Source organism: Steroidobacter sp. (genome assembly GCF_036402275.1).
Taxonomy (GTDB): domain Bacteria; phylum Pseudomonadota; class Gammaproteobacteria; order Steroidobacterales; family Steroidobacteraceae; genus Steroidobacter.
This window is the reverse complement of sequence record NZ_DASWTF010000037.1, coordinates 20,895-46,903: the sequence shown is the minus strand read 5'-3', so window position 1 is coordinate 46,903 and position 26,009 is coordinate 20,895. Positions and strand designations below refer to the sequence as shown.

The 26,009-nt window shown below is 62.2% G+C and carries 12 protein-coding genes and 1 pseudogene; 5 read left to right on the top strand and 8 right to left on the bottom strand.

What is annotated here, in order from left to right; genetic code table 11:
* Positions 1-12: 12 nt before the first annotated feature.
* Both VGD45_RS23710 and VGD45_RS23705 read right to left on the bottom strand, forming a co-directional pair.
* Positions 13-4,224, bottom strand: coding sequence for an OmpA family protein (locus tag VGD45_RS23710; RefSeq protein WP_331157844.1), 4,212 nt, complete (start codon positions 4,222-4,224; stop codon positions 13-15).
* A complete protein-coding gene (locus VGD45_RS23705) occupies positions 4,221-13,361 on the bottom strand; it encodes an SdrD B-like domain-containing protein (RefSeq protein ID WP_331157843.1) in 9,141 nt (3,046 codons plus the stop codon). The genes VGD45_RS23710 and VGD45_RS23705 overlap by 4 nt, the downstream gene beginning before the upstream one ends.
* Positions 13,362-13,783: 422 nt before the next feature.
* Here VGD45_RS23705 and VGD45_RS23700 point away from each other — a divergent pair, with 422 nt between their 5' ends.
* On the top strand, positions 13,784-15,976 hold the full coding sequence (locus tag VGD45_RS23700; protein WP_331157842.1) for a hypothetical protein: 2,193 nt from the start codon (positions 13,784-13,786) through the stop codon (positions 15,974-15,976).
* Positions 15,977-15,982: 6 nt separating this feature from the next.
* Here the strand turns inward: VGD45_RS23700 and VGD45_RS23695 are convergent, their stop codons facing one another.
* The 4 genes from VGD45_RS23695 to VGD45_RS23680 are packed head-to-tail and all read right to left on the bottom strand — an operon-like array spanning position 15,983 to position 20,835.
* The gene (locus VGD45_RS23695; RefSeq protein ID WP_331157841.1) at positions 15,983-17,005 is read right to left on the bottom strand and encodes an NUDIX domain-containing protein; all 1,023 of its coding nucleotides are present in this window, start codon (positions 17,003-17,005) and stop codon (positions 15,983-15,985) included.
* A 21-nt stretch (positions 17,006-17,026) separates the two neighbouring features.
* The gene (locus VGD45_RS23690) at positions 17,027-18,733 is read right to left on the bottom strand and encodes an NAD+ synthase (RefSeq protein WP_331157840.1); all 1,707 of its coding nucleotides are present in this window, start codon (positions 18,731-18,733) and stop codon (positions 17,027-17,029) included.
* Between the two features lie 2 nt (positions 18,734-18,735).
* Positions 18,736-20,007, bottom strand: coding sequence for a nicotinate phosphoribosyltransferase (gene pncB, locus VGD45_RS23685; protein ID WP_331157839.1), 1,272 nt, complete (start codon positions 20,005-20,007; stop codon positions 18,736-18,738).
* A gap of 18 nt (positions 20,008-20,025) precedes the next feature.
* Positions 20,026-20,835 carry a hypothetical protein gene (locus VGD45_RS23680; RefSeq protein ID WP_331157838.1) on the bottom strand — a complete coding sequence of 270 codons (810 nt, stop codon included), beginning with the start codon at positions 20,833-20,835 and terminating at the stop codon, positions 20,026-20,028.
* On the opposite strand from VGD45_RS23680, the pseudogene VGD45_RS34425 reads away from it, so the two are divergent.
* From VGD45_RS34425 to VGD45_RS23665, 4 genes and pseudogenes are all read left to right on the top strand, one after another.
* Positions 20,830-21,141: pseudogene (locus VGD45_RS34425) on the top strand (NrtR DNA-binding winged helix domain-containing protein); the annotation flags it as partial. The gene VGD45_RS23680 and the pseudogene VGD45_RS34425 sit on opposite strands and share 6 nt — an antisense overlap.
* A 127-nt stretch (positions 21,142-21,268) precedes the next feature.
* Complete coding sequence (locus VGD45_RS23675) at positions 21,269-21,694, top strand: DUF3617 family protein (protein WP_331157837.1); 426 nt, start codon at positions 21,269-21,271, stop codon at positions 21,692-21,694.
* 71 nt (positions 21,695-21,765) lie between these two features.
* Complete coding sequence (locus tag VGD45_RS23670) at positions 21,766-22,701, top strand: hypothetical protein (protein WP_331157836.1); 936 nt, start codon at positions 21,766-21,768, stop codon at positions 22,699-22,701.
* A gap of 206 nt (positions 22,702-22,907) precedes the next feature.
* Positions 22,908-23,606, top strand: coding sequence for a carbonic anhydrase (locus VGD45_RS23665; RefSeq protein ID WP_414717604.1), 699 nt, complete (start codon positions 22,908-22,910; stop codon positions 23,604-23,606).
* On the opposite strand, the gene VGD45_RS23660 is transcribed toward VGD45_RS23665, so the two are convergent.
* Together VGD45_RS23660 and VGD45_RS23655 are read right to left on the bottom strand one after the other, a co-directional pair.
* Positions 23,607-25,040 carry an amino acid permease gene (locus tag VGD45_RS23660; RefSeq protein WP_331157834.1) on the bottom strand — a complete coding sequence of 478 codons (1,434 nt, stop codon included), beginning with the start codon at positions 25,038-25,040 and terminating at the stop codon, positions 23,607-23,609.
* 44 nt (positions 25,041-25,084) lie between these two features.
* The gene (locus tag VGD45_RS23655; RefSeq protein WP_331157833.1) at positions 25,085-25,984 is read right to left on the bottom strand and encodes a dihydrodipicolinate synthase family protein; all 900 of its coding nucleotides are present in this window, start codon (positions 25,982-25,984) and stop codon (positions 25,085-25,087) included.
* Positions 25,985-26,009 lie beyond the last annotated feature (25 nt).

Here is a 26,009-nt window from a genome sequence, read left to right as displayed (position 1 = left end):
GCGCCTGTATTTTTAGAAGGTGCTCAGGATGTTGATGAACGGTCCCCGGCTGCGATACGACAGGTCGGTGAGATCGTCGGAGAAGTCCGTGAAGTTATAACCCGCGCCAAGTTTCACATGCGTGTTCAGATGGCGATAGACGGCCGCGAGCATGCCGCTGCGCGAGTCGTGCGCCTCTGCCACGGTCAACTTCCTTCCTTCGAGCACGGCGTCCCATTCGTGCACCAAGTGCAAATCCGCCCGGAAGATCATCAGGTCCGCCCGGCTCGAATACCAGTCGCCGCCGATGCGCGTATCGCGCAACTCGCCGAGTCGCTGCGCGTACTTCGTGCCGAACGACAACCAGGGAAGCACGTCGTAGATGGTGTCGATGGACACGACGTGGCTGCGCTGCGCATAGTCGAGCAAGTCGTCGCTGGCGCTCACCTGGCCCGGTGACGGAAGCGTATAGTAGTAACGATACTGCACCAACGTGTTCCAGCGGTCGCTGCCGATGGGGCGATACGCACCGCCGAGGGCAGCGTCGACGAAATCGCCGTCGTAGAAATTCCCCGCGCTCGCTTCGCTGAACGACAGATTGACCTTGCCGAGCAGTCGCCAGTCCGGCGTCACCTGGAAACCGGCCGTGTTACGCGCCAGCCAGGTTTTGCGTTCGCCGTTCGTGCCCTCTTCGTCACGATACTCGAGGTTGCTCGTGAACTTCACGTCTTCATATTTATAGGCGATGCCGAGGCCGCCAGCCCGACGTTCGAGGTCGCCGGCGAATGGATCGCTGACCGTGCCCACTTCCGCAGTGATGCCATAGGTCCAGCGATCGTTCGGCGCGAGGTCGACACCGAAGGCATTGGTCAGGCTTTCGGGCCCCGCGCCTCGCGCGTTGCGCGCTTCGTCATAAATACTCACTTGATCGCTGAGCTTGGTGCGCGCGCCAAGGACGGTATTGCCAAAGCGGCCGCGGTAAGACGAATCCTGCCGCTCGGTCTCGACGGTGTGCCCAAAGTAAACATTCGCGCGATCGTCGATGCGGTAGTCGCCACTGAGCTTACCGCCGACGCCACCGGTGCCTTCCGAGACTTCCGCGCCAACACGGAACCGATCGGTCAGTTGTTTTTCGGCGCCCAAGCCGCCGCGATTGTTCTCGTCTCGCGTGCCCGTTCGTTCGACAGTGGCCTGCGCGAATCCATACGCCTGCCATGACGACGGCCGGGCGGCGACTTGCGCGGCCAGGTCCGCCGGAACAGCCGAACGCGTAACGTCGAATTCGTTGGTCGGCGCGGCGCTCGTGCCTGGAGCGCGCGTGAGCGGCTCTGCCTCTTCCTTGGGCAAAGGTTTGTAATCGATTCGAACAATGGCGTCGGTGCGCTCGCCGTTCTGCGAAAGCAACGGGCTCGCATTCGCGAACGCGTTCTGGCGATCGTCATGACGGCCGCCGATGCTCACGCTCCAGGTTTCCGTTGTCTGATAGTGAAGCGCGAGCTCCTGCGCCTCGATGCTCTCAGTCCGCGCATCGCGTTGGTCCGTTTTCGCATCGATGGACACGCGCTCGGCGACGGGCAGGCTCACAGCAGCGCCGAGCTGCTCGACCTCCTCTCCACCCACCAACGCGCCCGCCCCGGAAAATCCGGCCTCCCGATTCTGCCAGTACACACTGCCGCGGCCTCGCATGGAGGAGAACTCGGCGAGATCGAACACGCCCTGCGCGCGGAACGCGTCGGCCTTCGCATCAGGCGTGAGGTTCTGGTTGAAGCCAAAACCGCCGTCGATGGAACCGAACTGCGTGCCGACACCCTCGGAGCGCGCCGCTTCCAGATCGAGATAAGTGGCTGGCTTGTAGCGCAGCGTCATATCCAGACCGCCCAGCGTTTGTTTGTCCGCGGACTCGCCCTGCTCGTAGCCGCTCAAGCCCACTCGCACATAATCGTTGATCCACGAGCTGTGCCGCAGACCGTAGACGTTGCTGTCGAGCTCGTTGAGCCCCGGCGCATATTCATAGGTCGCGACCAGATAGACGTAGTTGCCGCTCAGGCTGCCGAGCTGCACGAGCGAATTGCTTTCCGCGATCGAGGACAACGGCGCTCGCAGCAGCACTCGGCCCTGCAGATAGCTCAACTCGTAATCCAGCCCCGGAATGAGCTGCGCACGCTGCAACGTGATGCCGGAGGTCGGATCGCGAACTTCGATCCACAAACGTTCGGAGCCACGAGTGATGTCCTGACGCCGCAAGTAATAGAGCGACCCGCCCGTGCCGCGAAATTCTTCGCGTGAGTTCAGCGTGCCGGGCTCGGCGGCGAATACGTCGTTGGTCACGCGTCGTTCGCCGAACGATGTCGAGCTTTCGGACTTGAAAAGCACATCGGCGCCGTACAGACCGCGGCTGAACTGATTCAATTCCAGCCCGGTCCACGAGGTCTGGAAGTTACCCCAGACCGCGCGCGAATCCTTGTGATCGACACGCACATAGAAGCGACCGTTGGTGGGCGCATCCCACTCGCTGCTGCTGTCGTCGCCGTAGACCGGATAAGCGCGCTCGGCGTCGATGCGTTCGAGCAGATAGCGCGGGTCCTTCGACGCAAAATTACTGAACAGATCCTCGAGCGGCTGCTCGCGAGTATCGGCGCTCGCCGTCACCACCCAGTCGGTATCGATCTTGCCCTTGGCATAAAACGCGCCGCGACCGGTGATCTCCGAGTCGTCCTCGTAACGCATGGTGTCCTGAGTGACCAGCTGCGCGGGACCTGTCGTACTGTTCTTCGCCGCAGTGATCTCGCCGAGCGCGACGTAGAACCAGCTGCTCCCTGCCAGCTCGATATTTCGCGTGTACTTCTCGAACTCGCCGTCCTTGTGCTTGGCTTCGATGAGTACGCTGTGCCGGCCCGACGGCAGCAACTGCCGGATCACAAAGCTGCCCTTGTCGTCGACCGGCACGGATGCGCCCAGCGCTGTGATCGTGGTGCCCTTCTCGACATTGCGGCCACTCACGGTGACGCTGCCGCCAGTCACCGAGATGTTTCGGATCTTTAGAGCGCTCTCGCCGTAACCCGTCAGTCGCTCGCGTTCCGGACGCTCCACATCCGTGGACGGTCGTTCGCGATCGACAATGGTAAGCGGCTTCGGCGCGGTTTCGTCGAAGCGACCCTTCTCATCATAAACACGGAGCACGTACATGCTTTCAGCAGGAATGCTCGCATCTGGCGTCCACGTCAGCGACGAGCCGATCTCCATCGGCACCACCGCCAGCGGCTGCTCGCGCGTATCCTGCGCGGGCAGGAAGAAACGCACTTCGGCCTTGCGAATCCAATGCACGTAGTTGCTGTATGAAATCAGCTCGACCGGCTTGCCGGCGACCACGCTGCTCGGCCAGGCGGTGATGTTCAGCGCCGGTTCGGTCTTCAACGGATCGAACTGGATCTGGATGTCGTTGCGGTTCACGGCGACGTCGACGCAGCGCTGATGGTCCGCCTCGGTGAGATTGTCGATGCCTTCGATCGGACGGCCATCCACCGTGATGCGAAGTGGCGCAGCGCTCAAGGCAGTGCTGGTCGAGCACAGCGAGCGATCCGGATCCACGGGAGCTTTGGCGCTCGCCGGCTTCTCGACGTCGTACCACACCTGCAGTTCGACGCGGCGATTGCGCGCCATGCCTTCCGGTGTCGCATTGGTCGCGACGGGCTGAGTATCGCCCTTGCCGATGATGGTGAATGCGGTCGGATTCAGCGCGAGCTTCATGCGCAGGAACTGCGCCACCTGGTAGGCGCGAGCTTCCGACAGCTTTTGATTGTTCTCGAAGCGCTGACGAGTCGCGGGGCTCAGGCGCTGTGCATCCGCGTGTCCGATAACCAGGATTCGCAGATTGCTACGTGTCCGCAACTTTTCGGCGATGCGCGTCAGGGCTTCGCGCGAGGATGGCAGCAGTTCATCGCGACCCGATTCGAACAACGCACCTTGGTCTGCATCCGAAAGCGTTTGTTCTTCGGTGGCCTGCTCGCGCGGCAGAGTCTCGACCGACTTGCGCATCAGCTCCAGATCGCGAACACGCACGTCGGAATGTCCCGGCAGCCCCTCCAACGGAGTGTTGAACTCCATGTTGGCCGTCGGTGACACCGTGGTGGACGTGCTGCGATCCACAGTCTTGCCACGAATCAGCTCATCGCTCGCCGCATGCGAGCTCGCCATCATCAATACGTTGGCAATCGTCGCCGCCAACAGCATGGAGCGCCCGTTCATGGCTGCACCTCCGTCTCGTCCTCGACGTGCAGCGGATATTCGCGATGCAGCGCCTCCCATTGTTCCCGAATCTGCTCGATCAGCGTCTGCTTGCGACGCTTCACCAGCTTTGGATCCTCGTCGCCGGCATAGCCGACACGCACCACCGACGGCTTGTCGGCGAGCGTCTTTGGCAGCTCCGCCAATCGCTCACGCCACTCGCTGCGCAGCGTCGTCGTGCCGGGCTCGAAGGCAGCATCCGTGATTTCGACCCGAACGACGCGATGAATCGTCGCGCCGAAGTTCAACTTCGTGAGCTTGCCGCGGGTCACGCGGACATCGCGCGGATTCTCGGTCGTCACGCGATAGCCGGAAGGCAGCGTGCGCTCGTCGAGCTTCATGACGAAGTTCGAGCCCCGATATTCGTTCGGAATCGCGGCGCATGCCACGTGGAACCGGCCTTCAGCGTCCGTGGTCACGAGGATGCCGTTCAGTGTCACGACCCGGACGTTCGGCAAGCCGGGCTCGTCCTGATCCTGATAGCCGTTGGCGTTGCGATCGTCGAACACCTTGCCGATCAGATCGGAACAATCGAACACCGGATCCGGCACGATGCGTACGGCCGCGGTCGCGACGTTCGACAGCGTCGGATCCGCGAGGCTCGGATCGATCAGATTGTTCAGGGCGAACGCCTGGTTCACGTACTCGCCTTCGCTCACGCCGGAGCCGACGACCAGCACCAGCTTGAACGTCTTGGTCTCGGTGGGCGCGAAGGTCTGATCGCGCCACGTGAGCTGACGACCGACGCGCTCCGGCTCCAACATCGCGCCGTTGAGCGACGCGGTGCCAGTGCGATACGCGAAGCCCGGCGGCAACAGATCGCGAACATCGACGTTCGTGAGCGTCGCGTTCAACGTATTAGTCACCGTGATCGTGTACGGCACGAGATCGCCTCGGGTCACGTTGACCATCGGCGTGGTCTTCGTCACCACAATCGCGCCCTGCAGGATCGGATCGACCGGCACGTGATTGTTGATCACGTCCGCCGACGTGCCCGGCGTGAGGTTGAAGGCAAAGAAGTACTGAGTCGTGTCCACACCGGCGGCCAGCCCTGCCGAACTGGTTGGGCAGCTCTGCACATTGCCGACGCCAATCGCAGGCGCCGACACAGAGCTCTGCACGAGCGCAGGATCTGGGATCGCGCCAACCTGAAGCACGCCCGGGCACACCGGAATCAGTGTCGACGGACCGGGCATGTAACGGCCCATCGGCGGGGTCACAGTGAGTGAGTAATCACCCGCCGGCGCGCCGGTCAGCAACAGGAACTGATAGAAGCCATCGTCACCAGTGACTTGAGTGACGTTCACCGCGCCACCGAGCAAGTGCACGGCAGGATCGAAGCCCGTGGGGCCCGTCAACGCGACCGTGGCGCCTGCAATTGGCTGGCGGCTCACGCTGTCGTAAACCACACCCATCGGGTCGAGCGGAAGACTCTGCTCGATGAGCTGACTGCCCGGAGGCAGGATGATTCCGCGCAACGTACCGCTGCGTGGATCGGCGCCGCCCGGGTTCGCGCTCGAAACGACGCCCGGAGCCGCGTCGACGCCAATTTCATTGGTCACCGCCTTGCCGTAGACGGCATTGCTGGTCGGCTCGCGGAAGCGAATCTCGTAATTGCTGCCCGATGTGACATTCGAGAATTCGTAGGCGCCGTTGGCATCGGTGCGCACCGACTGCACCAGTAACGTTCCCTGGTACAGCTCGACGATCCAGTCCGCGAGCACGATCTCGCCGGATTCTCGAACGCGATCGTGATCCGCGTCGCGCCACACGTGACCGATGATGCTTGCCGAGTCGCCGCGCTCACCGAACAGATAACCCGTTGCGTCCGTCTGCACGCCGAGCGCAATCGCGCTGATGGCGTCGCCACTGACAGTACCGCCGGCAGTACCTGCTGTATCCGTGCCGTCCTGATAACCGGCCGGCTGAGTTTCGGTCAGTGTGTACGTGCCGCCGACGACATCGTCGAAGCGATACCGACCCTCGCGGTCAGTGGTTGCATTGAGCAGCACAGCGATGCCGCGCGCGTCGGCGCCGGTGAGTTGCAGAGTCACGTCGGCAATGCCGGGCTCGCCCGCATCGATGCTGCCGTTGTTGTTCGCGTCGTTATAAACACGGCCGGCGATGCTGCCGACGGTATCGCCGAAGTCGATGGCCGGCGCGACGCTGCCGGTAATCAACTGAACATTGACGCTGTCGGGTGTGGAACTGCCGTAACCCGCTGGCTGCGTCTCCTCCACCGTGTACTGACCGGCTGGAACGTTCACGAACGAGTAGTTGCCGTCGGTGTCGGTCGTCGTCGTGGCGACGATCGAGCCGCCGCTACGCAACGTTAATGTGACACCCGCGATGCCCACCTCGTTTGCATCGATCGTTCCATCGCGATCGCTGTCGCGCCACACGCGGCCCACTACCGCTTGGCCCATTTCGCCGAAGCTATAGCCGGTCGCAGCCGTGCCGGCCGGCAACGCGATGGCGGAGATCACATCGTTCCCGACAGTGCCACCTGCGCTACCCGCAATATCGATACCGTCGACGTATGCGGCCGGCTGCGTCTCGCTCACGCTGTAAGTACCGCCGAGCAGATCGTCGAATTGGAATGCGCCTGTCGCATCCGTCGTGGCAGCGAGGTTGATGACTGCGCCAGTTGCATCAGTGCCAGTCAACGCGATGGCGACGCCCGCAATCGGCGGTTCGCCGGCATCACGCGCGCCATTGTTGTTCGTGTCCGTCCAGACGAGGCCAGCGAGGCTCGAAGTGGTTTCGCCGAAATTGGCGCTAGCGGAACTGCCGGCGGTCACGGTCACCGATACTGAGTTCGGAGTGCTGCTGCCGTAGCCCGCTGGTTGTGTTTCCTCGATCGTGTAGTTGCCGGCCGGCAGACCCACGAACGTATATGTACCGCTCGCGTCGGTCGTCGTAGTCGCGACGATGGTGTTGGAAATGTCGCGAGCAACGATCACGACGTTGGCGAGCGGGGTCTCGCCACCCTCGCGCGTGCCGTTGGCGTTCACATCCTTGAACACGACACCGCTGATCGTCGAACCGCCTTCGCCGAACAAGTAGCCGGTCGCGTCGGTGTTCACCGCAAGGTTGATGCCGGTGACTACGTCATTGCCAACGCTGCCGCCTGCCGTACCAGCCGCGTCGATGCCGTCCGCGTACGCGGCCGGTTGAGTGGGCTGCGTCAACGTGTAACCAGCGCCCGTGGGCGTCAGCAGGTCGATGAACAAGAACGCGCCGGTCGCATCGGTGCCAACGCTCCGATTGACGGCCGCGCCGCTCATATCCGTGCCGGTCAATGTCACGGTGACGGATGCAATGCCCGCCTCGCCCGCATCGCGCACGCCGTTGCCGTTCAAGTCGATGTAAACAGCGCCTGCCAGCGTCGAGAGCGTATCGGCGAACGAAGCCGTCGCGACGCCGTTGGTGGGAACGACGACTGCAACAGTATCAGGCGACGTTGCCGCCGAGCCGTAGCCATCCGGCTGCGTTTCGATGACTGTGTAGTTGCCTGCAGCGATGCCCGCGATCATGTAACTGCCATCGGCTGCGGTCGTGGTCGTGCCGACGATGGTGTTACCTGCGTCGCGCAGTGTGATCGTGACATTTGCAATCGGCGTGTCGCCGGGCTGCTGCACGCCATCGCGATTGAAGTCGCGGAACACCACGCCGATGACGGCGGAGCCGGATTCGGCAAAGTTATATCCAGTCGCCTGTACGCCGACGGGCAGCGAAATTGCGCTGTACACGTCGTTGCCGACAGTGCCGCCGACATTGCCAGCGCCAAGCGCCTCCAAGCCGTCGCCAAAGAACGCGGGTTGCGTTTCGGTGATCGAGTACGTGCCCGACAACAGATCGTTGAAAACGTACTGGCCCGACGCATTCGTCGCTACGTTCGCGTTGACCGGAGCGCCGAGCGCATCGGTACCAGTGAGCGTGAGGTTCACGCCAGGCAGGCCGGTGTCCTCGACATCCTGCACGCCATCGCTATCGACATCGATGAACACCAGGCCCGCCAGCGAACCGGTGCTCTCACCGAAATCGACGACGGCAGGCGTGCCGACGACGAGCGCGAGCGCCACACTGTTGCTCGCGTTCTCCGGGCCGCTCGAGAATCCCGCGGGCTGAGCCTGTTCGACGGTGTAACTGCCGCCCGGATGGGACCCGAAGCTGTACGTGCCGTCAGCGGCGGTCGTGGTGGTGGCGATAACGGCGTTGAGAGAATCGCGCAACGTCATCGTGACATTCGCGATGCCCGGCTCGGATGCCTCCTTGACGCCATTGCGGCTCGCGTCGCGATACACGATGCCCGAGATCGGCATGCCCAGCTCAGCGAACAAGTAGTCGACGGCCACGGAACCGCTCGTGAGCAGAATCCCGCTGACCCGGTTCAAGCCTTGACTCACCGAGCCGCCCTGCGAGCCACTGGTGATCTGGCCGTTGTCGTACCCGGCCGGTTGCGATTCAGTGAGCGTGTAGCCCGAGGCATTAGGCGCAATCAGATCGTCGAAGGAGAACGCACCAGTCGCGTTCGTGACTGCCATCAGATTCACTGCGGCGCCGGTGGCGTCCGTTCCCGTGAGTGTGAGCGTCACCCCGTTGAGCGCGGTGTCACTCCCGCCATTCGCACCGTTGCCGTCGCGATCGAAGAACACCGTGCCACGCAGGGCAGCCGTCGAGTCACCGAAGTTATGACCGGTGCTGACGCCGCCCGCGGGGATCGTGATCCCGGGAATGTCGTTCGGCGTCGTGCTCGCGAAGCCAGTCGGTTGCGTCTCGGTAACCGTGAAGGTTCCAGCCGGAACGGTGTTGAAGCTGTAGTTGCCAGAAGCGTCGGTCGTCGTATTGAGCGTGAACGCTCCGTTGATCGCGTCCGTCGCGGTCAAAGTGATCGTGACGTTGGCGATGCCCACCTCGCTGCCATCGAGCGTGCCGTTGCGATTGGCGTCGCGATACACGCGGCCGCTGATCGAGCCTGGCCGCTCGCCGAAGTTGTAGCCCGTGCCATTCTGATCGGTGACGTTCAGCGCGACCTGATCGTTGACCGAGATGTCGCCCGCGGGTGTGCCTGCCGTGTGCACGCCGTCGAGGAAAGTCGTCGGCTGCGTCTCGATGATTTGATAGCTGCCCGGCAACACGTTGGTGAACGAGTAGTTGCCGTTCGCATCCGTGTTGCGCACGACGTTAACAGCCGCGCCGCGAACGTCGGTGCCCGTCAGCGTGATCTCCACGCTCTGGAGCCCGCGATCGCCGGTATCGAACACGCCGTCGTTATCGACGTCGGCAAACACTCGGCCAGCCAGCGAGTTGAGCCGCAGCTCGCCGAAGTTGTAGCCGCTGGCGACCTGATCTTTGTCGAGGACGATGTTGGCGATGGTCTGCGAGTTCAGTGCGGCCGAGACGGTGCCGCCGGGCGGATTCGAACCGGTGCCCACGCCCACCGTCTCCAGACCGTCGCTGTAACCGGTCGGCTGCGTCTGCGTAATCGTGTAACCCGCGCCGTTCGATTGCTCGAGGTTGTCGAAGATATAGTTGCCGCTCGCATCCGTCGCCGCGTTACGAGTCACGACGTTGCCGAACACGTCCTGGCCCGTCAGCGTCAGCGCGACCCCGTTGATGCCCGCTTCGCCCGCATCCAGTACCGCGTCGTTGTCGTTGTCGCGATATACCCTGCCGGCGATGCTCGACTTCACCAGGCTCACGGAGCCGGTGTTCGAGTTATTGCTGGAGACCAGGTCGACGCTGAATGTGCTGACCGAGGCGGTGTTGTTGTAACTCGACGGATACGGCGGCGACGGCGGACGACGGATCAGCACGTCGACGGTGATCGTGCGGTTCTGGCCAGCGCCTGCAGGAATGTCACCTAGATTGCACGAGAACTGAGTGATGCCGGTGTTGGAACAGCTGCCGGACGGACTCACGCTCGCGTTGAACGGCATCACCAGTTCCATGTGCGCCGGCAGTGTGTCCGTCAACACGGACTGATAAGCCGTGCCGGGTCCATTGTTGGCCACCACGATCTGCCATTGGAACGTCTGGCCGAATTGCAACGGCGGCGAGCTGATGAGCGCGGTCTTGCTGCTCACCTGCAAGTCCGCTTTGGCGCGCACGGCGGTGGGCTCCGTCGCGTTGTTGTTGCCGGTATTCGGCTCGTTCTCGTTCGAGTCGACCTGGACCGAGTTCTGATAGGTGTCGCCCGTCGAAGCTGGATCGGTCTCGACGCGATAACGCAAATAGCGCACGAACGAGGCGCCCGCTTCCATGTCGCCGACGGCGCAAGTCACGACCTGCGTCGTAGGCCCAATGACAGTGCCAGCGCTGACGTTGCTACAGATCGGCGCGCCAGTACACGACAGCGGGTCCGACGAATCGCAGACGAATGTGACTTGCCGTCCGGCGGGCGGCGCATAGGTGTTGACGAAGTCGACCGAGGTCGCTTCCGACGGGCCTAAATTGCTAACGGAGACTCGATAGGTGATGAGGTTCGTGGCGGGCGCGCCGCCGTCGTAACCCAGCGGATCCGGCGCAATGCCGGCGATACTCGAGACGTCCGAAATATTGGCGATCAGGTCGACCGCGGCGGGCGTGATGCTCAGCGTCGCGTTCTTCGAGTCGTTGCTCGCATCCGAATCGGCCGTGGTGGTCGTGACCGTGGCCGTGTTCGGCAAGTTGCGACCCATCGGAGGCGCGGCCATCCAGATGGGACGCACGGTGACTTGCACCGTCTGCACTTCGTTGGCCGCGAGGCTGCCGATATTGCAAATGATGCGGTGATTGAGCGCGTCGTGCGGGTCGCACGTGCCTTTGGTCGTGCTGATCGAGATCACGTCGTAGCCGGCATCGCCACCGGCAGGATTGAACTGATCCGTGAGCACGACGTTCTGCGCGACCGAAGGCCCGCGATTGCCGAGGGTGATCACATACGTCGCGTTGACGCCTGCTTCGACGGCGGACGGGGTGACGGTCTTGGCCTCGACTTCAACGTCGGCGACGGGGTCGACGGTCGTGTTCACCGAGGACGTGTTGTCGGCGCGGTCCGGATCGCCGACGTTGGTCGAATCGACGGTCGCGGTGTTGGTGAACGCCCCGTCCGCCATCGGGCGCGTCACCGTGATCGTGATGGTCGCGGTTTCAGCGGTGTTCGGTGCGCCAGTGCCGGCGCTTTGGAAACGTAGGACTGGATAGTCGCAAGTGACGACCTGCGCGGCTACGACGCAGCTACCCGTCGAGCCTTTGCTGCCTGTGCCGGCGCTGGCGTTGATAACCGTGGGAGTGCTATCGACCACGGTCGTACGCATCGGAATGACGTCGCGAACCACGACGTTGGTCGAATCCTGCGGACCGTCGTTGGCGATCGTGAGCGTGTAAGTGATCGAGTTGTCCGTTGCGGTCACCGTCGACAGGTTCTGCGCCTTGACGATGCGCAGATCGCCGTGCGCAGAGGTGGAGCTCGAATTCGCGCTCACGCAGTTGTTGGTGTTGTTCGGGTCCGACTGCGCGCCTGCGATCGCGACGCATGCGGTGTTAGTGAGAGAGGTTGGCGCCGATGCAGTCGTGACGAGCGTCAGCTGCGGCGTGGTTTGCCCGACCGACAGCGGGCCAGATCGCGAGCACGTGAAATACGCCGGATCGTCGTTGGTATACAGGCACGACCAACCGTTATTCGAGAACGACGGCGCGCCACCGTACGTCTCGCCCGTGGGCAGCGTATCGGTGATGGTGATCGTGTCGGTCGGGCCAAGCGCGCGTGGACCGTTGTTGGTCGCACGAATGGTCGAGGTGAGCGGCGAGCCGGCGGCCACCGGATTGGGCGACTTGCTCTTCTCGATGGACATGTCGGCGCCATCACGCTGAATCGTGATGTTCACGGTGCCATCGTTGTTGCCGTTGTCCGGATCGGCCGAGGTGGCGCTGGCGTTGGCGGTGTTGCTGGTCGCCAAACCTCCCGGCGGCACGACAGTGTCATCGGGCGCAGTCGCAGTGATCGTGATGTCGTTGCTCGCGCCCACAGGCATGGACGCGCGCGTACATGTGACTAGGCGTGACGACTGATCGACCGAGCACGACCAGTTCGTACCGCTGGCAGCGATGCTGGTGAAACCCGTCGGCAGCGCGTCGACGACGGTCACGTTGACCGCTGGATCAGGACCCGCATTGCGTGGCTGCAACGTGAACGTCGCGGCCTGCCCCGAGATCATCGGCGTCGGCGATGCAAGCTTGGTCAGACTCAGATCGGCGCCGGCGATCACGGTGACCGGGGCGGTGGCCGTGTTGTTGTTGGGCAAGCCGTCGGCGGTGGCGGCGCTCAACGTCGCCGAGTTGGTGATCGTGCCGCTCAGCGAGTTCTGCACGCGACCGACGATGGTGAGCACACTGCTCGCCCCGTTCGCCAGCGAACCGCTGCGATTACAGGTGACCGTGTTGCCGTCGGGCGAGCACGACCAACCCGCACCGGACGAAGAAACATAACTGACGTTGGGCGGCAGCGTGTCGACGATCTGCAGCGTCTGGGAAGGGTCGGGGCCAAGGTTCTGCACGGACAACGTGTAGGTCACGTTGCCGCCCGCGGTCACCGGATCGGGCGCGGCGCCCATCGTGAGCGCAAGATCGGCGCCCGCCATGACAGTGGTGTCCTGATCGATGACGCTCGGAGTTTCGCCAGACGACGTCGACGTGGCCGTCGCAACCGCCGTCAGCGTGGATCCGCCGGGGGCGGTCACGCGGGTGACGATGTCGATGTAAACATCCTGCTCTGGCGCGAATGTTCCGAGCGAACAGGTCACCGTGCCGGATGAATGCGAGCAGCCGCCGTTGTTCGCGGAAAGGAAAGTGACGCCCGTCGGCAATTGGACGCTCAGCCCGACGCCGGTGGCCGGCGTGGTCAGACTGACGTTGCTGACCTGGATCGTGTACGTCAGCTCTCCGGTGGCGGGCGCCGGATCCACCGAGTCTTGCAACGTGAGCGCTTCGATGAGCGGCGTGGCGTGCACTGCCCCCGCCGACAACAGGATCACCATCCCTAGCAGGCGCGTCCCTGCTTTCGACAATGATCCCAACAGTCCCGCTCGTGGCATCCGGGCCAACGGATTGAGCATCTGAAATCCCGTTCGACGTTGAAGACAAGTCGTTATGTCGTACCGGAGGGCTCACACGGAAGTTACGGCACGAACGACGGCGCGTAACGTAATTGAATGCTGCGCAATGTAAGAACTTAAATCCGGGACCGTGATGCGCTTCACCAATGCGACATACCGAGCGTGAAGCTGCTCAAAATTTATCGTCGGCAAAACGTGACGCGCGTCCCCTGAGACGAATGCAGTTGCGCATGCAACATTGCCGCGGCGTTGTGCAATCAGCGGGAGACAGGTGCGCCGATGCTCAGGCGATCGCCCATTGCAGCCTTCAGGGCTTTTCCCATGAGTTTGCCTACACCGCATCCCAACCAAGGATCTTTGTTCCTTGTCCGGCGTTCAGACCATGGCGCAACGGCACGCCGACATGGGGTCAGGGGGGGAACATGCGTACGCAGCATCGGACCACACTGCATTGGGCACTGGCGTTGAGTATTTCTCTGAGTGTCGGATTCGCATACACATCGCACGCCCGGCCGCTGGTGCTCGAAGAACAGGCCAAGCTCACCCTGCCGGATCCCAGCTGGAGCTGTTGCGGCCGGGTGGCCATCGAAGGAAACATTCTCATTGTGACCGCCAGCCGCCCTGGCCCGCCCGAAGAGGGTCCGGGCAGCCTCGAGCAGGCGGCGTTCGCATTCGAGCGAAACGCGGCCGGCCAGTGGCAATACAACACCCTGCTCGTTTCCGACATCCAGAACGAGATCGCGCACGTGACGCCCATCTCGGTCGCAATCGACGGGGCGCTAGCCGCGGTCGCCCTCGGACGCGTGCATTTCTTTCAGCGCACTCCCGCCGGATGGATCAATGTTCCCTCCACGGCCAGCTCCCCGAACAGCACGGATATCGAAGCGAACTCGGGGTTCTTCGTGGTGAGCGAGGGCGGCTGCGGCTACGACGCACGCCTGATCCAACGCCAGTCGGACGGTAGTTACGCCAACGGGCAATACTTCATGGGCGCTGTTCACCCGGACGGCTGCGATGACGAATTCTATGGCAGGGAAGTCGACATCCTCGGCAGCCACCGCGTCGTCGTCGGCGGTCCCGAGGTTTATGTCTTCACCAACACGGACGGCATCTGGAATCGCGTGCTGGTTCCAGCGCCGGTTACGGCGCATGAGTATGGGAACGAAGTCACATTCTTCGCCGATACGTTGCTGGTCAGCGCGCCGCAAACCAAAGGCGGTCCTTATATCTTCCTGCCGCCCTATCAACAGCCCAGCGGCAATCTGCAGCGCCCCGATGCTCTGAACGCCGGACGCATGGGACGGCTGTCGTTGCGGCATGGGACTGCCCTCGTGCCGAGTTACGACGATTCGGAACGCGCTCCGTTCGCCGGCTCCGTCGCCGTCTACACCAGCCCCGACAATCGCAATTTCACCTACTCGGCGAAGCTGGTCACCAGAGAATCGCTACCGGGCACCGTGCTGGGGAGCAGTGACGTGGAGGTATACGAGCGCACAGTGGTCGCCGGCGCGAACGGCGCGGCGTATGTCTATGAGCTTCCCGACGACCTGAGTCAGCCTGCGATCTTCACCGATAACTTCGAGGATGCGAATGCGAGCGACTGGACGCCTATCGCAGGCAGCAGTTTCAGTGTCGTTCTCGAGGGCGGTTCTCTCATGTATCGCCAAGGCAGTACCGCCGGGGCGGCTGGATCCTCGCCCACCGGCATGAATTGGGGGAATCAATCGATCCAGGCCGATATGAAGGCCACAGCTTTCGACGGCGCAGATCGATGGTTCGGACTGACGGCGCGCCAGACCGACGCGGGCAATTACTACTATGTGACCCTGCGAAGCTCGAACTCCGTGCAACTCAGAAAACTCGTGAACGGCGCCATCGTGAATCTCGCGAGCGCGAGCATGCCGGTGACACTGGGACGAACTTATAACGTGCGGCTGGAAGCCATTGGCACGTTGATTCGCGCCTTTGTGGACGGCAAAGAAGTGCTGCGAGCCCGGGATACGTCGCATAGTAGCGGGCGCGCGGGTTTGTATATGTACAAGACGCGGGCCTACTTCGACAACGTGGTTGTGACGCCGAGTCCGCAGACCACCCTGTTCACGGACGTTTTCGACAATCGAGGCATCATCGATCCGTCCTGGCAATTGCAGACTGGCACTTGGGCGTTGGCGAACGACACCTCGGTGGTGCTGGCTCAGACTTCGATCGCCGGTGGCGCGCGAGCAGTCGTCGGCATTCCCACCGAGGATCAGATCCTGCAGGCGCGCGTCAAGCCGACGAGCTTCACGACCACCGGCGAACGCTGGTTCGGTCTGATCACCCGCTTTGTCGACGATCAGAACTACTACTATGTGACTGCTCGCAATAACAACACGGTGTCATTGCGGGGTCTGGTCAATGGCACGGTTCATGTGCTGGACACCGCGCCACTGCAGGTCACGGCCGGAACCTGGTACACGATGCGCATGGAAGCGATCGGCAGTTCGCTGCGACTCTATGTGAACGGTCGCTTGACGCTGGAAGCCGAGGACACCTCGCATCCTCGAGGCATCTACGGGCTCGCGGCGTTCAAGACTGCGGTTCGGTACGATGATGTCAACATACGGCAGCCGTGAGCTGGATCAGGGCGCGGGATAGAGCCCGATGAAGTGATCCAGGATGCAGGCGTGATCCTCGAAGATCTGCGATTCGAGTGAAGGCAGCTGCGCGATAGGAACCCACTTGGCGAGCTTCGCATCGTCGCTGCCGACGACATCGGGAAACTCGGCATCTTTCAGATCGAAGTGAAACGCGTTGGTGATGATCCGGCCTCGCGGTGAGCGCGCGGGATGGTCGAAGACGGCAGAGGATTTCAGCGCGGCGCGTAGTTGCGCAGGATGCGGTTTGTAACCCGTCTCCTCTGCCAGCTCTCGCACGGCTGCGGGATAGAAACGCTCCCACGGATCGACAAATCCGCCGGGCAGCGCCCACAAGCCATGACCGATGGTCCCGCCGCGCTTGATCAACAACACATGACCCTGCGTGGTCACCACCGAGTCCGCGGTGATATAAAAAGGCGCGGTGTATTTCTCACGATACTCCGCCACGGCGCGATGCTCGGCCTGGCATTGGCGATAAGCCGGCAGCTGCGCCCAGGCTTCGAGATAATTACGTACGCCGGGCTCCACGTAGTTGCCAATGACGGTCAGCGCCGCTGACATGCTGGTGCTCTCGAAGTAGATCCGCCGAAGATCGCTGGCGCTGATGTCGAATTGCGGTTCGACTTCATGCACGGTCCAGCCGGGAAAGGCATCGAGGTAGCTCGAAGTGTGATCCTTCTTGAATCCCACCAGAGTGACCTGAGCGCCGCGACCGGCGATGCGCTCCAAGCCGGCGCGCACGGCATCGCACCAACGTTGATCGTCGTAATAGTCACGAACGGGCAGAAACTCGACGCGCTTCCTTTCCTCCGCGGTCAGCACGGCTTCGAACTGCTGCTTGCGCTCCTCACACGTAAACGGATTGTGAGCATCGCGTGCCCGAAACGCAGAACCGATGACGATGAGCACTTTCGGCGCCAGGGCGAGCGCCGCCTGTAACAAGGTGCCATGCCCCCGCTGCAGGATCTGAAATCGGCCAACGATGACGGCGACGTTCGTGCTCATGTGCGATCCTGGACAATGTACTCAGTACTTGGCGGCAATCGGCATCTGCCGGCCGCTGCCGAACGCGCGTGAACGTACGCGCAGGATGGGCGGCGACTGCCGGCGCTTGTACTCGTTGCGTGCAATCATTCGCTTCACTCGCTCGATGGTCGCTTTGCCCTCGCTCGTCGAGCCAGTCTCCAGCATGGCCTTCATCGCGGCCTCGCCTTCTTTCTCCGACAACCGCGAGCCTTCGATGAGGGTTTTCAGAATCGGATCCAATACCTCATACGGCGGCAGGCTGTCCGTGTCCTTCTGGCCGGGCGCCAGTTCGGCCGACGGCGGCTTATCGATGATAGCCACCGGTATCACTTCCCGACCGGCCACTTCGTTGTAGTGTCGCGCCAGCGAGAACACCTCGGTCTTGTATAGATCGCCGATGACGCCCAGGCCGCCATTGGTGTCACCATACAGCGTGCAGTAACCGACGGAAATTTCGCTCTTGTTGCCCGTGGTCAGGAGCAGGTGACCAAAGCGGTTCGAGTACTCCATCAGAATCGTGCCACGGATGCGCGCCTGCAGATTCTCTTTGGACAATCCCGTGAGCGCCTCGCCAAATGCCGTGTGGAATTGCGCGGCGTACAGTTCCACCAACTCTTTGATGGGATGCGTGTACAGCGCGATTCCCAAGTTCTGACACAGCCGTTCCGAGTCCGTCACGCTGCCCGTGCTGGAATACTGCGACGGCATGGTGATCGCAACGACGTTCTTCGGACCGAGCGCCTCCGCGGCGATCGCGAGCGTCAGCGCCGAGTCGATGCCACCAGAGGACCCGACGACCGCCGTGGAAAATCCGCAGCGTCGCGCGTAATCACGCAAGCCCAACACCAGTTGCTGGCGATAGAACTCGTTGGTCGACAGGCCTTTCGCATCGACCGCACTGAGTTCTTTGCCATCGCGTGCCAGAAAAGAACCCCGCGTATGAACCTGCAGAACCATGAGGTCGGGCTGAAAGCGAGCGCCCTCCATCACGATTCCGCGAACGGGATCGACGGCAAAGGAGGATCCGTCATAGATCAGTTGATCGTGCCCGCCCACCTGATTCACATACACCAGCGGCAAGCGGTGCCGCGCACTCGCCTTGGAGAAGATCTCGTGTCGCATTTCGCGGCGGCCGATGCTCGACGGGCTGGCGTTGATCGACACGACCAGGTCTGGCGCCGCATCGGCCAGGCGGTTGAAGGGATTGACGATGTAATCGCGTCCTTCGTCGTTCCAACCGTCCTCGCAGATCATGAAGCCGACACGCACATCTTCGATATCCAGAATCCTGGCCACGTCCGGTCCGGGTTCGAAGTGCCGGCGCTCATCGAAAATGTTGTAGGTGGGCAGCAGTTGCTTGTGATACCGCAACAGGATCTCGCCGTTTTTCAACACCAGCAGCGAATTGAACAGCGGCTTGCCGATACCGGTATTGGGCGTCGGCGCGCCGACCACCCAATGCAAGTCAGGAAGCTCCCGCGTGGCGGCGATCAGGTCTTCGATGCCCTTCGCGAGACGACGCTGAAAGTCTGGATCCTCCAGCAGATCCGCCGGGTAATAAGCCGTGAGTGACAGCTCGGGGAATGCAACGAGTCTTGCGCCTTCGGCCTGTGCGCGCCGGGCGGCGTCGACCATCAGTGAAAGATTGCCATCGATGTCGCCGATGGTGGGATTGATCTGGGCTAGCGCGATAGACAGTGTGGGCATGCTCAAGCAGCCTGTTTGAAGACCTGGCGCAGGTACGCAAGAAACGTTTCATCGCTGCACAACGTCTTGCCCGGCGTGTCGGAGAGTTTCGCGACCGGTTGTCCGTTGCACTCGGTGAGCTTCATCACGATGTTCAACGCTGGCACGCCCGTGTCGTTGGAAAGGTCGGTGCCGATACCGAAGCCACACTGCACCCGGTCCGCGAAATGTTCGTAGAGAGCGAGCGCCTTCGGGATATTGAGTCCGTCGGAGAACACCAGGCGCTTGGTGTGTGGATCCACTCGCAGGCGCTGATAGTGCGCCAGGGCTTTCTCACCCCACACGACCGGATCGCCGGAATCGTGGCGCAGGCCGTCGAAGAGCTTGGCGAAATAGAGATCGAAGTCCGATATGAACGCATCCATCCCGACCACGTCGGTCAAGGCTACGCCAAGATCGCCGCGATACTCCTGAACCCAGGCCTCCAACGCCTCCTTCTGGAAGTTCTTCAACTGCACGCCCACTGCCTGGAAGGTTTGCAGATATTCATGCGCCATGGTGCCGATGGCGGCGAGGCCGTACTTCTTGGCCAGATACACATTCGACGTACCCTTGAAGTATTGCGGCACTTCACGCTGCAGCGTGGCCACCATCTCCTCGTGCCACTCGCGCGAGAATCGGCGCCTCGTACCAAAGTCGAAGAACTGGAAAGGATGCTTGACCGACCGCAAGCCGCTTCCGGCCACCGGCGCGGTGGTGCCATTAGCAAACTGCAACACCGTTGGCGGTGAGACCTCCGCGACCGGAGGTTGCGAGCGAAACTCTCGCAGGATGCGAATCTTTTCGGCGAGTCGCTTACGTCCCTCCTCGAGCGTCTCGGGCGTGGCGTAGCGACGGAAGTACAGCTCGTTCACGATGGACAGCACGAAAATCTCGAAGCCCATGACGTGAATCTGCGGGCCGCGCGCCACGATCTTGAGTGTGTCGCCCTCGGTGCTGACCGTGATGTAGCGCCGCTGAAAATGGAAGATGCGCAGGAAGTCGATGAAGTCACTCTTGAAAAAGGACTTGGTCGACAGATAGTCGAGCTCTTCCTCGGTGTAGTTGAGTGTGCACAGATGATCGAGCTGCGCCTCGACATCCGCCTTCAAGCTCGCGAGCGGATATTGCGGAGAGTTGCGACACACGAAGCTGTAGACCGCCTGATTGGCCGGAAACCGATGCAACATCGGCGACAGCATGGTCAGCTTGTACAGATCGGTGTCGAGCAGCGAGCGAATGATGGGTGTGAACATGGGAGACTCGCCAAAGGCTTAATTCGTGAATAGTTCAGTCAGCGCCCGAGCGCTGCTCATCGTCCGAGCACCGTGCGCCAATGCTCGGTTCTGGAAGGCGGCGGCGTGAGTGTCGAAACCGGTCACTGGGCTCATGCAATCCTCGAGCAGCACCACGCGGCTGATTTCCTCGTCGGAGAATTCCTCGAACAAGTGGTCGAGCGTGGCGGCGACACAGTGACTTGCGGCCTCACCCGCCACGAACAACAGTCCGGAAGTGGGGCGACACTTCTCGATCAGCTGATGATTGGTCTGAGTGCGAGGATCATCCACCGAGGGCACCTCGGCGCGTACGGCGCTGTATTGCTCCGTCAGAGGATTTTGGCCCTTGAGCACTTTGTAAGCCCCGCGTTGCACCTGAAACTCCCACTCGCCGATGGCATCGAGCACAGCGCGGTGGACATTGTGGCCCCAGGCGCCGATCACACAGTGCACGGGCCACACCATCAATTTATACCGACCTTGCGCCTCCAGGGTCTGAAGATACGTCAGGACGGTCGGACGCAAGGAGGAATCGATTGGGGCGTATTCGCCGGCGCCGACCTGCGCATGAGTGATCTGCGTAAATGCCGTGACTGGTAGCCCGTCCCCCCGCTTCCAGAAGGTCGGACGTTCGATGGCGACGCTCGGATGTGAGTCCAGGGTCACGACGACTTCGCCCAACGCGCCTCGGGCCTTTCGGACGAAGCTCGCGAGGTGCTGCATGTCCTCGCCGGCGCCGGGCACGAACAGCGTCCCGTTGGGGTCGCAAAAGTCGTTCTGGGGATCGATGATCAGAAGTGTATGCATGTGTCCTGCTCCAACCGATGCGTCACCTTAACATTCGAGCAGCCGATCGTGACCGTGGACGTGGTGCTGCTGACCCTGCAAGACAACGAGCGGTGCGCCGCCCTGTTGCAGCGACCTCGGCCGCCGCATGCCGGCGAGTGGACGCTGCCAGGCGGATTCGTGCACACGGATACCTACGAGGATGCACTGGCCGCCGCCACCCGTGTTCGGTCCAAGACGCTCTACTCTTCCTTGCCCGTGCACTTGATGCCCCCGACTTTCACGCTGAGCCAGTTGCAGTCAGTGTACGAGGCGTTGCTGCGCACGGAATTGGATAAGCACTGCGGATCGCAATCTGACTCGGTGACCGATAGCAACAATCGGAGCGTCAAACAAGCCAAGAGGGAGTATCGAGACCACTCGGGAGATTTCCCGATCGGACAAGGAGCCAGCTTTGCTGACGACACTGCGTTGCTGCTTCCTGATGGCTGTGGCCACACTCGTCTCCGAGTCCGGCGGGGCGCCTCGGCTATACCATCTCACCGCCGAAACGAGCATGCCACACCTGGAGGAAAACCTCCGATACGCCGTGACACGCACCAAACAATGCCTTAGCCGCGAGAATCTCGCATCCGCCTTCCCGGTTCTTCAACACCCGTCTCTCGCGGGCTGTCGATTACGCGAGCAACGTCAGGATGAAGACACCATCGCCTACGTTCTGCTTTGTGAACGCTCGACTGGAACGACCGGCACGGCAAAGTGGCATGTCGGCGACCGCGTCATCCGCGGCACGCTCGACGTGAAATTAGGAGGTAAGAACATGACGTTTTCTCAACGTGTCACCGGCACCCCGATCGGCGACTGCCCCGCCGCCCGCTGAGCTTGAAGTCCGACTCCCAGCATTGGCACTATGTGCCCATGAGCTAGCGCTGAAATCGGGAGTGGACGCCGATGGATACAGTACTGGTGGCAACCTGGGACGATGGACTGATCGCCATCACGGGCGGGAATTCCAGGCACGAGCTCGAAGGTCAGGTGCGAGGCCTGGCCTCCGACGGCAACGGAGGCGCTCTCGCCGTCGTTGACGGGCGCACGTTACGTCGACGCTTTGCTACTGGCGAGTGGCGCACGATTGCAGAGACCGAGCTCGATCTCTCATGCTGTGTGGCGACTGCCGGCGAGCTCTACGTCGGCACGGATGACGCGCAGATATTGCGGCTGGACGCGAGCGGCAATCTGGTCCGCCTACCTGGATTCGCGGACGTACCGGGACGTGACAGGTGGTACGCGGGAACGGCGCTGATCGACGGCAAGATCGTTGGCCCGCCGCTCGGTATCCGATCCATGACCGCGACCTGCAATGGCCGCGCACTGCTGGCGAACGTACACGTCGGCGGCATTCCACGCTCCATCGACGGCGGCGCGACGTGGCATCCAACCATCGACGTCTCTGAAGACGTCCATGAAGTGCGTGCTCATGACACTCGACCCAACATCGTCATCGCCGCTGCAGCGACCGGATTGTGCATCAGCCTGGACGGCGGCGCGAGCTGGAACGTGGAGCAAGAAGGCTTGCATGCACCCTACTGCTCGGCAGTCGCATTCGCGGCTAACGACGTTCTCGTTTCCGCATCCGAAGATCCTTTCTCTGCACAAGGTGCCATGTATCGCCGCCCGCTCGATCGGCCAGGCCCGCTGCTGCCCGTCGAGGGCGGCCTGCCGAGATGGACTGAAGGCAAAGTCGACACGGCCTGCATCGCGTCCCACGCCTCGATGCTCGCACTCGCCGACACCGGCGGAAATCTCTATTTATCGCAAGACGCCGGCCGCACGTGGTCACGCATCGCCGATCGGCTGGCGATGCCGAGCGGCGTCCTCATCGTATGAGGATCTGATCGCCCCGAGAAAACGCCCCATGGTAACGCCGGAATTCCGGCGCACTGGGTAAACGCATGCTTTTCTTTTTTAGCTCGCGCGCATGATTTTCTCTCACTGGCGCGTCTAACCTTCGGTCCGGCACCCGGACAGCGGCCCTCATTATGGAAAGGACCGCCCTACCCCTCGATCGGAGAGCTTGCGTGAAAAACTTGTTCATGTTGGCGACGGCGCTGACTGTTTCCTCCCTGGCCATGGCTGACGAGCAGCATTGGAGCTACGAGGGCGACGACGGCCCGACGCATTGGGGCGGCTTGTGCAACTCGGGCAAGAATCAGTCGCCGGTGGATTTGCGGGACGCAGTTAGCGCGAAGCTCGCGCCGCTGTCGTTCAAGTATCAGTCCCTCGCCCAGGACGTCTTCAACAACGGCCACACCGTGCAGGTCACCTACGCGCCGGGCAGCGAGCTGACGGTCGATTCGCATCGCTACCAGCTGAAACAATTCCACTTCCACGCGCCGAGCGAAGACCTGCTCAACGGCAAGCGGTTCCCGCTCGAGGCGCACTTCGTACACGCTGACGAGGACGGCAATCTCGCCGTCGTAGCTGTGTTCGTGGAGGAAGGCGCGGCGAACGCCGCGCTGGAGAAGCTCGGCAAAGACCTGCCGGTGCGCGCCGGCGACAAGCATGATCTCGTAGTGAAAGTCGCCGCTGCCGAGCTGATGCCGAAGACGCGCGACTACTATCGCTTCTCCGGCTCGCTCACCACGCCGCCGTGCTCAGAGGGCGTGAATTGGCTGGTGTTGAAGCACCCGATCACCGCCTCCGAAGAGCAGATCGAACACCTGCACGCCGCGATGGGTCACGACAATGCGCGCCCGGTGCAACCACTCAACGCGCGCATCATCGTGAAATAATCAACCGCTGACCTTGGAAGCATCCGGCACGCGATTCGGCCGCAATGCCTGCAGCAGCAGGTAAATGGCGAAGCCAACCGCGTTCCACAGCAGGAACCGCTGGATGGTCAGCGTCGGCAAGCTGAAGAACAAATAGGCGCAGCCAAGGATGGCCAGCGTCCCCACCACCATCGGCGCAGGACAACGGAACACACGCGGCAGCTCGGGCGACGTACGCCGCAACACCATCATCGACGCCGCAGTGGTCACAAACGCCAGCAAGGTGCCGGCATTCGCGAGCTCCGCGATTTCATCGAGCCGGAACAGGCCAGCCGCGGCAGCCACGAAAATACCAGTGACCGCCGTGATCAACACGGGCGTGCCCGTGCGCGGCGAGACTGCGCTCAAACGACGCGGCAGCAAGCCATCGCGCGCCATCACGAAGAAGATGCGGCTCTGGCCATACATCATCACCAGAATCACCGAGGGTAACGCGATCAACGCCGCCAGCCCGATCGCCCAGGCCGCGAACGGATGATTCAAGGTTCTCAACACATAGGCCAGCGGCTCGCCCGAAGCGGCCAGTTCGGTATGGCTGACGGAGGCGACGGCGGAAATCGCCACGAGCATATAAATCAAAGTGCAGACGGCCATCGAGCCGATGATGCCGATTTTCAGATCGCGGCCCGGGTTCTTCGCCTCCTCGGCTGAGGTCGCGACCGCGTCGAAACCATAGAAGGCGAAGAACACGATAGCCGCCGCAGCCATCACGCCTCGGACCTCACCACCCTCCACGTGACTGGCAAATCCGTAAGGCATGAACGGTTGTAAATTTTCACCGTTGAATGCCGGCAGCGCGAGCGCGACGAAGCACGCCAGCGCCGTGAGCTTGATGACCACCAGCAGAATATTGAACGTCGCGCTTTCGCGCGTGCCCATGATGAGCATGCCCGCAATGACCAGCGCGACGAGCACCGCAGGCAAGTTGATGATGCCGCCAGCGTGAGGCCCGCTTAGTATCGCGGCAGGCAACTCGATACCTGCGCTCTGTAGCCAACCTACGAGATACCCCGACCATCCCACTGCGACAGTACTGCACGCGAGGGAATATTCGAGAATCAAACTCCAGCCGACGATCCAGGCGAGCCGTTCGCCGATGGCCATATAGGTATATGTGTACGCGCCGCCCGCCGTAGGCATGAGCGTGGCCACTTCTGCGTAGGCGAGAGCAGCGCATGCACACACTGCCCCGGCGATGGCAAATGCGAGGATCACCGCAGGACCGGCGCGGTCTGCACCGACGCCGGTCAGCGTGTAGATTCCCGTCCCAACAATCGCACCGACGCCCAGGGCGATCAGATGCGGCCAGCTCAGCGTCTTGGCCAAGCGCTTGCCTTCCTCGGCCACCGCCTCGGTTTGCAGCGGTTTACGCACACCGAATATGCCCAAGCTCATCCCCTTCAGTGCTGTTGTGACGATTGCGGCGCCCGGCCGCGGGGTTATGCGGCGCTCGGACGAGTCGCGGCCGCCCGCTCCACCAAAGCAGTGACTTCTTTACGCCGCGCGCCAGACAGCGGCAAGCGAGGCGGACGCACGCGCTCGGAGCCACGGCCCATGATCTGCTCGGCGAGCTTGATCGATTGCACCAGGTCGTGCTCCGCATCCAGATGCAGCAGCGGCATGAACCAGCGATAGATGGCGCGCGCGCGATTCAGATCGTTGCGACGGATCGCTTCCACCAGCTGAATCGATTCCTGCGGGAAGGCGTTCGTCAAACCCGACACCCAACCCACCGCACCGAGCATGAAGCCTTCGAAGGCCACGTCGTCCAGGCCCGCGAGCAGTTTGAAGCGATCGCCGAAGGCGTTGATCAGATCGGTGAAGCGACGCGGATCCGGGGCCGACTCTTTGACGGCGACGATGTTCTTCACGTTGCTCAACGCCTGCAACACGCCCGTCGTAATGTTCACGCGGTACGCCGGCGGATTGTTGTACAACATGATCGGCAGATCGGTCGCCTCGGCCACCGTGCGGAAATGAAAAGTCAGCTCTTCTCCAGTGGGCACATACACCATGGCCGGCAACACCATCAGGCCGTCGGCGCCGGCCTTCTGCGCATCCTTCGCATACGCGACCGCGCGACGTGTGTCGAACTCGGACACGCCGGTCACGACCGGAACGCGGCCCGCGACGGTTTCGACGACGGCGCGTAGCAGGGTGCGCTTTTCATCGCCGTCGAGCGAGTTGTTCTCACCCACCGTGCCCATGGCGATGATGCCGTGCACGCCGTCCTTGATCAGGTTGTCGACCACGCGCTGAGTGTCCGCGACGTCGATCGACAGATCCGGCTTGAATTGGGTGGTTGCCGCCGGATAAACGCCTTGCCAGGTGGGGGTCATGATTCGCCTCGTGGTCGAGCAGGTT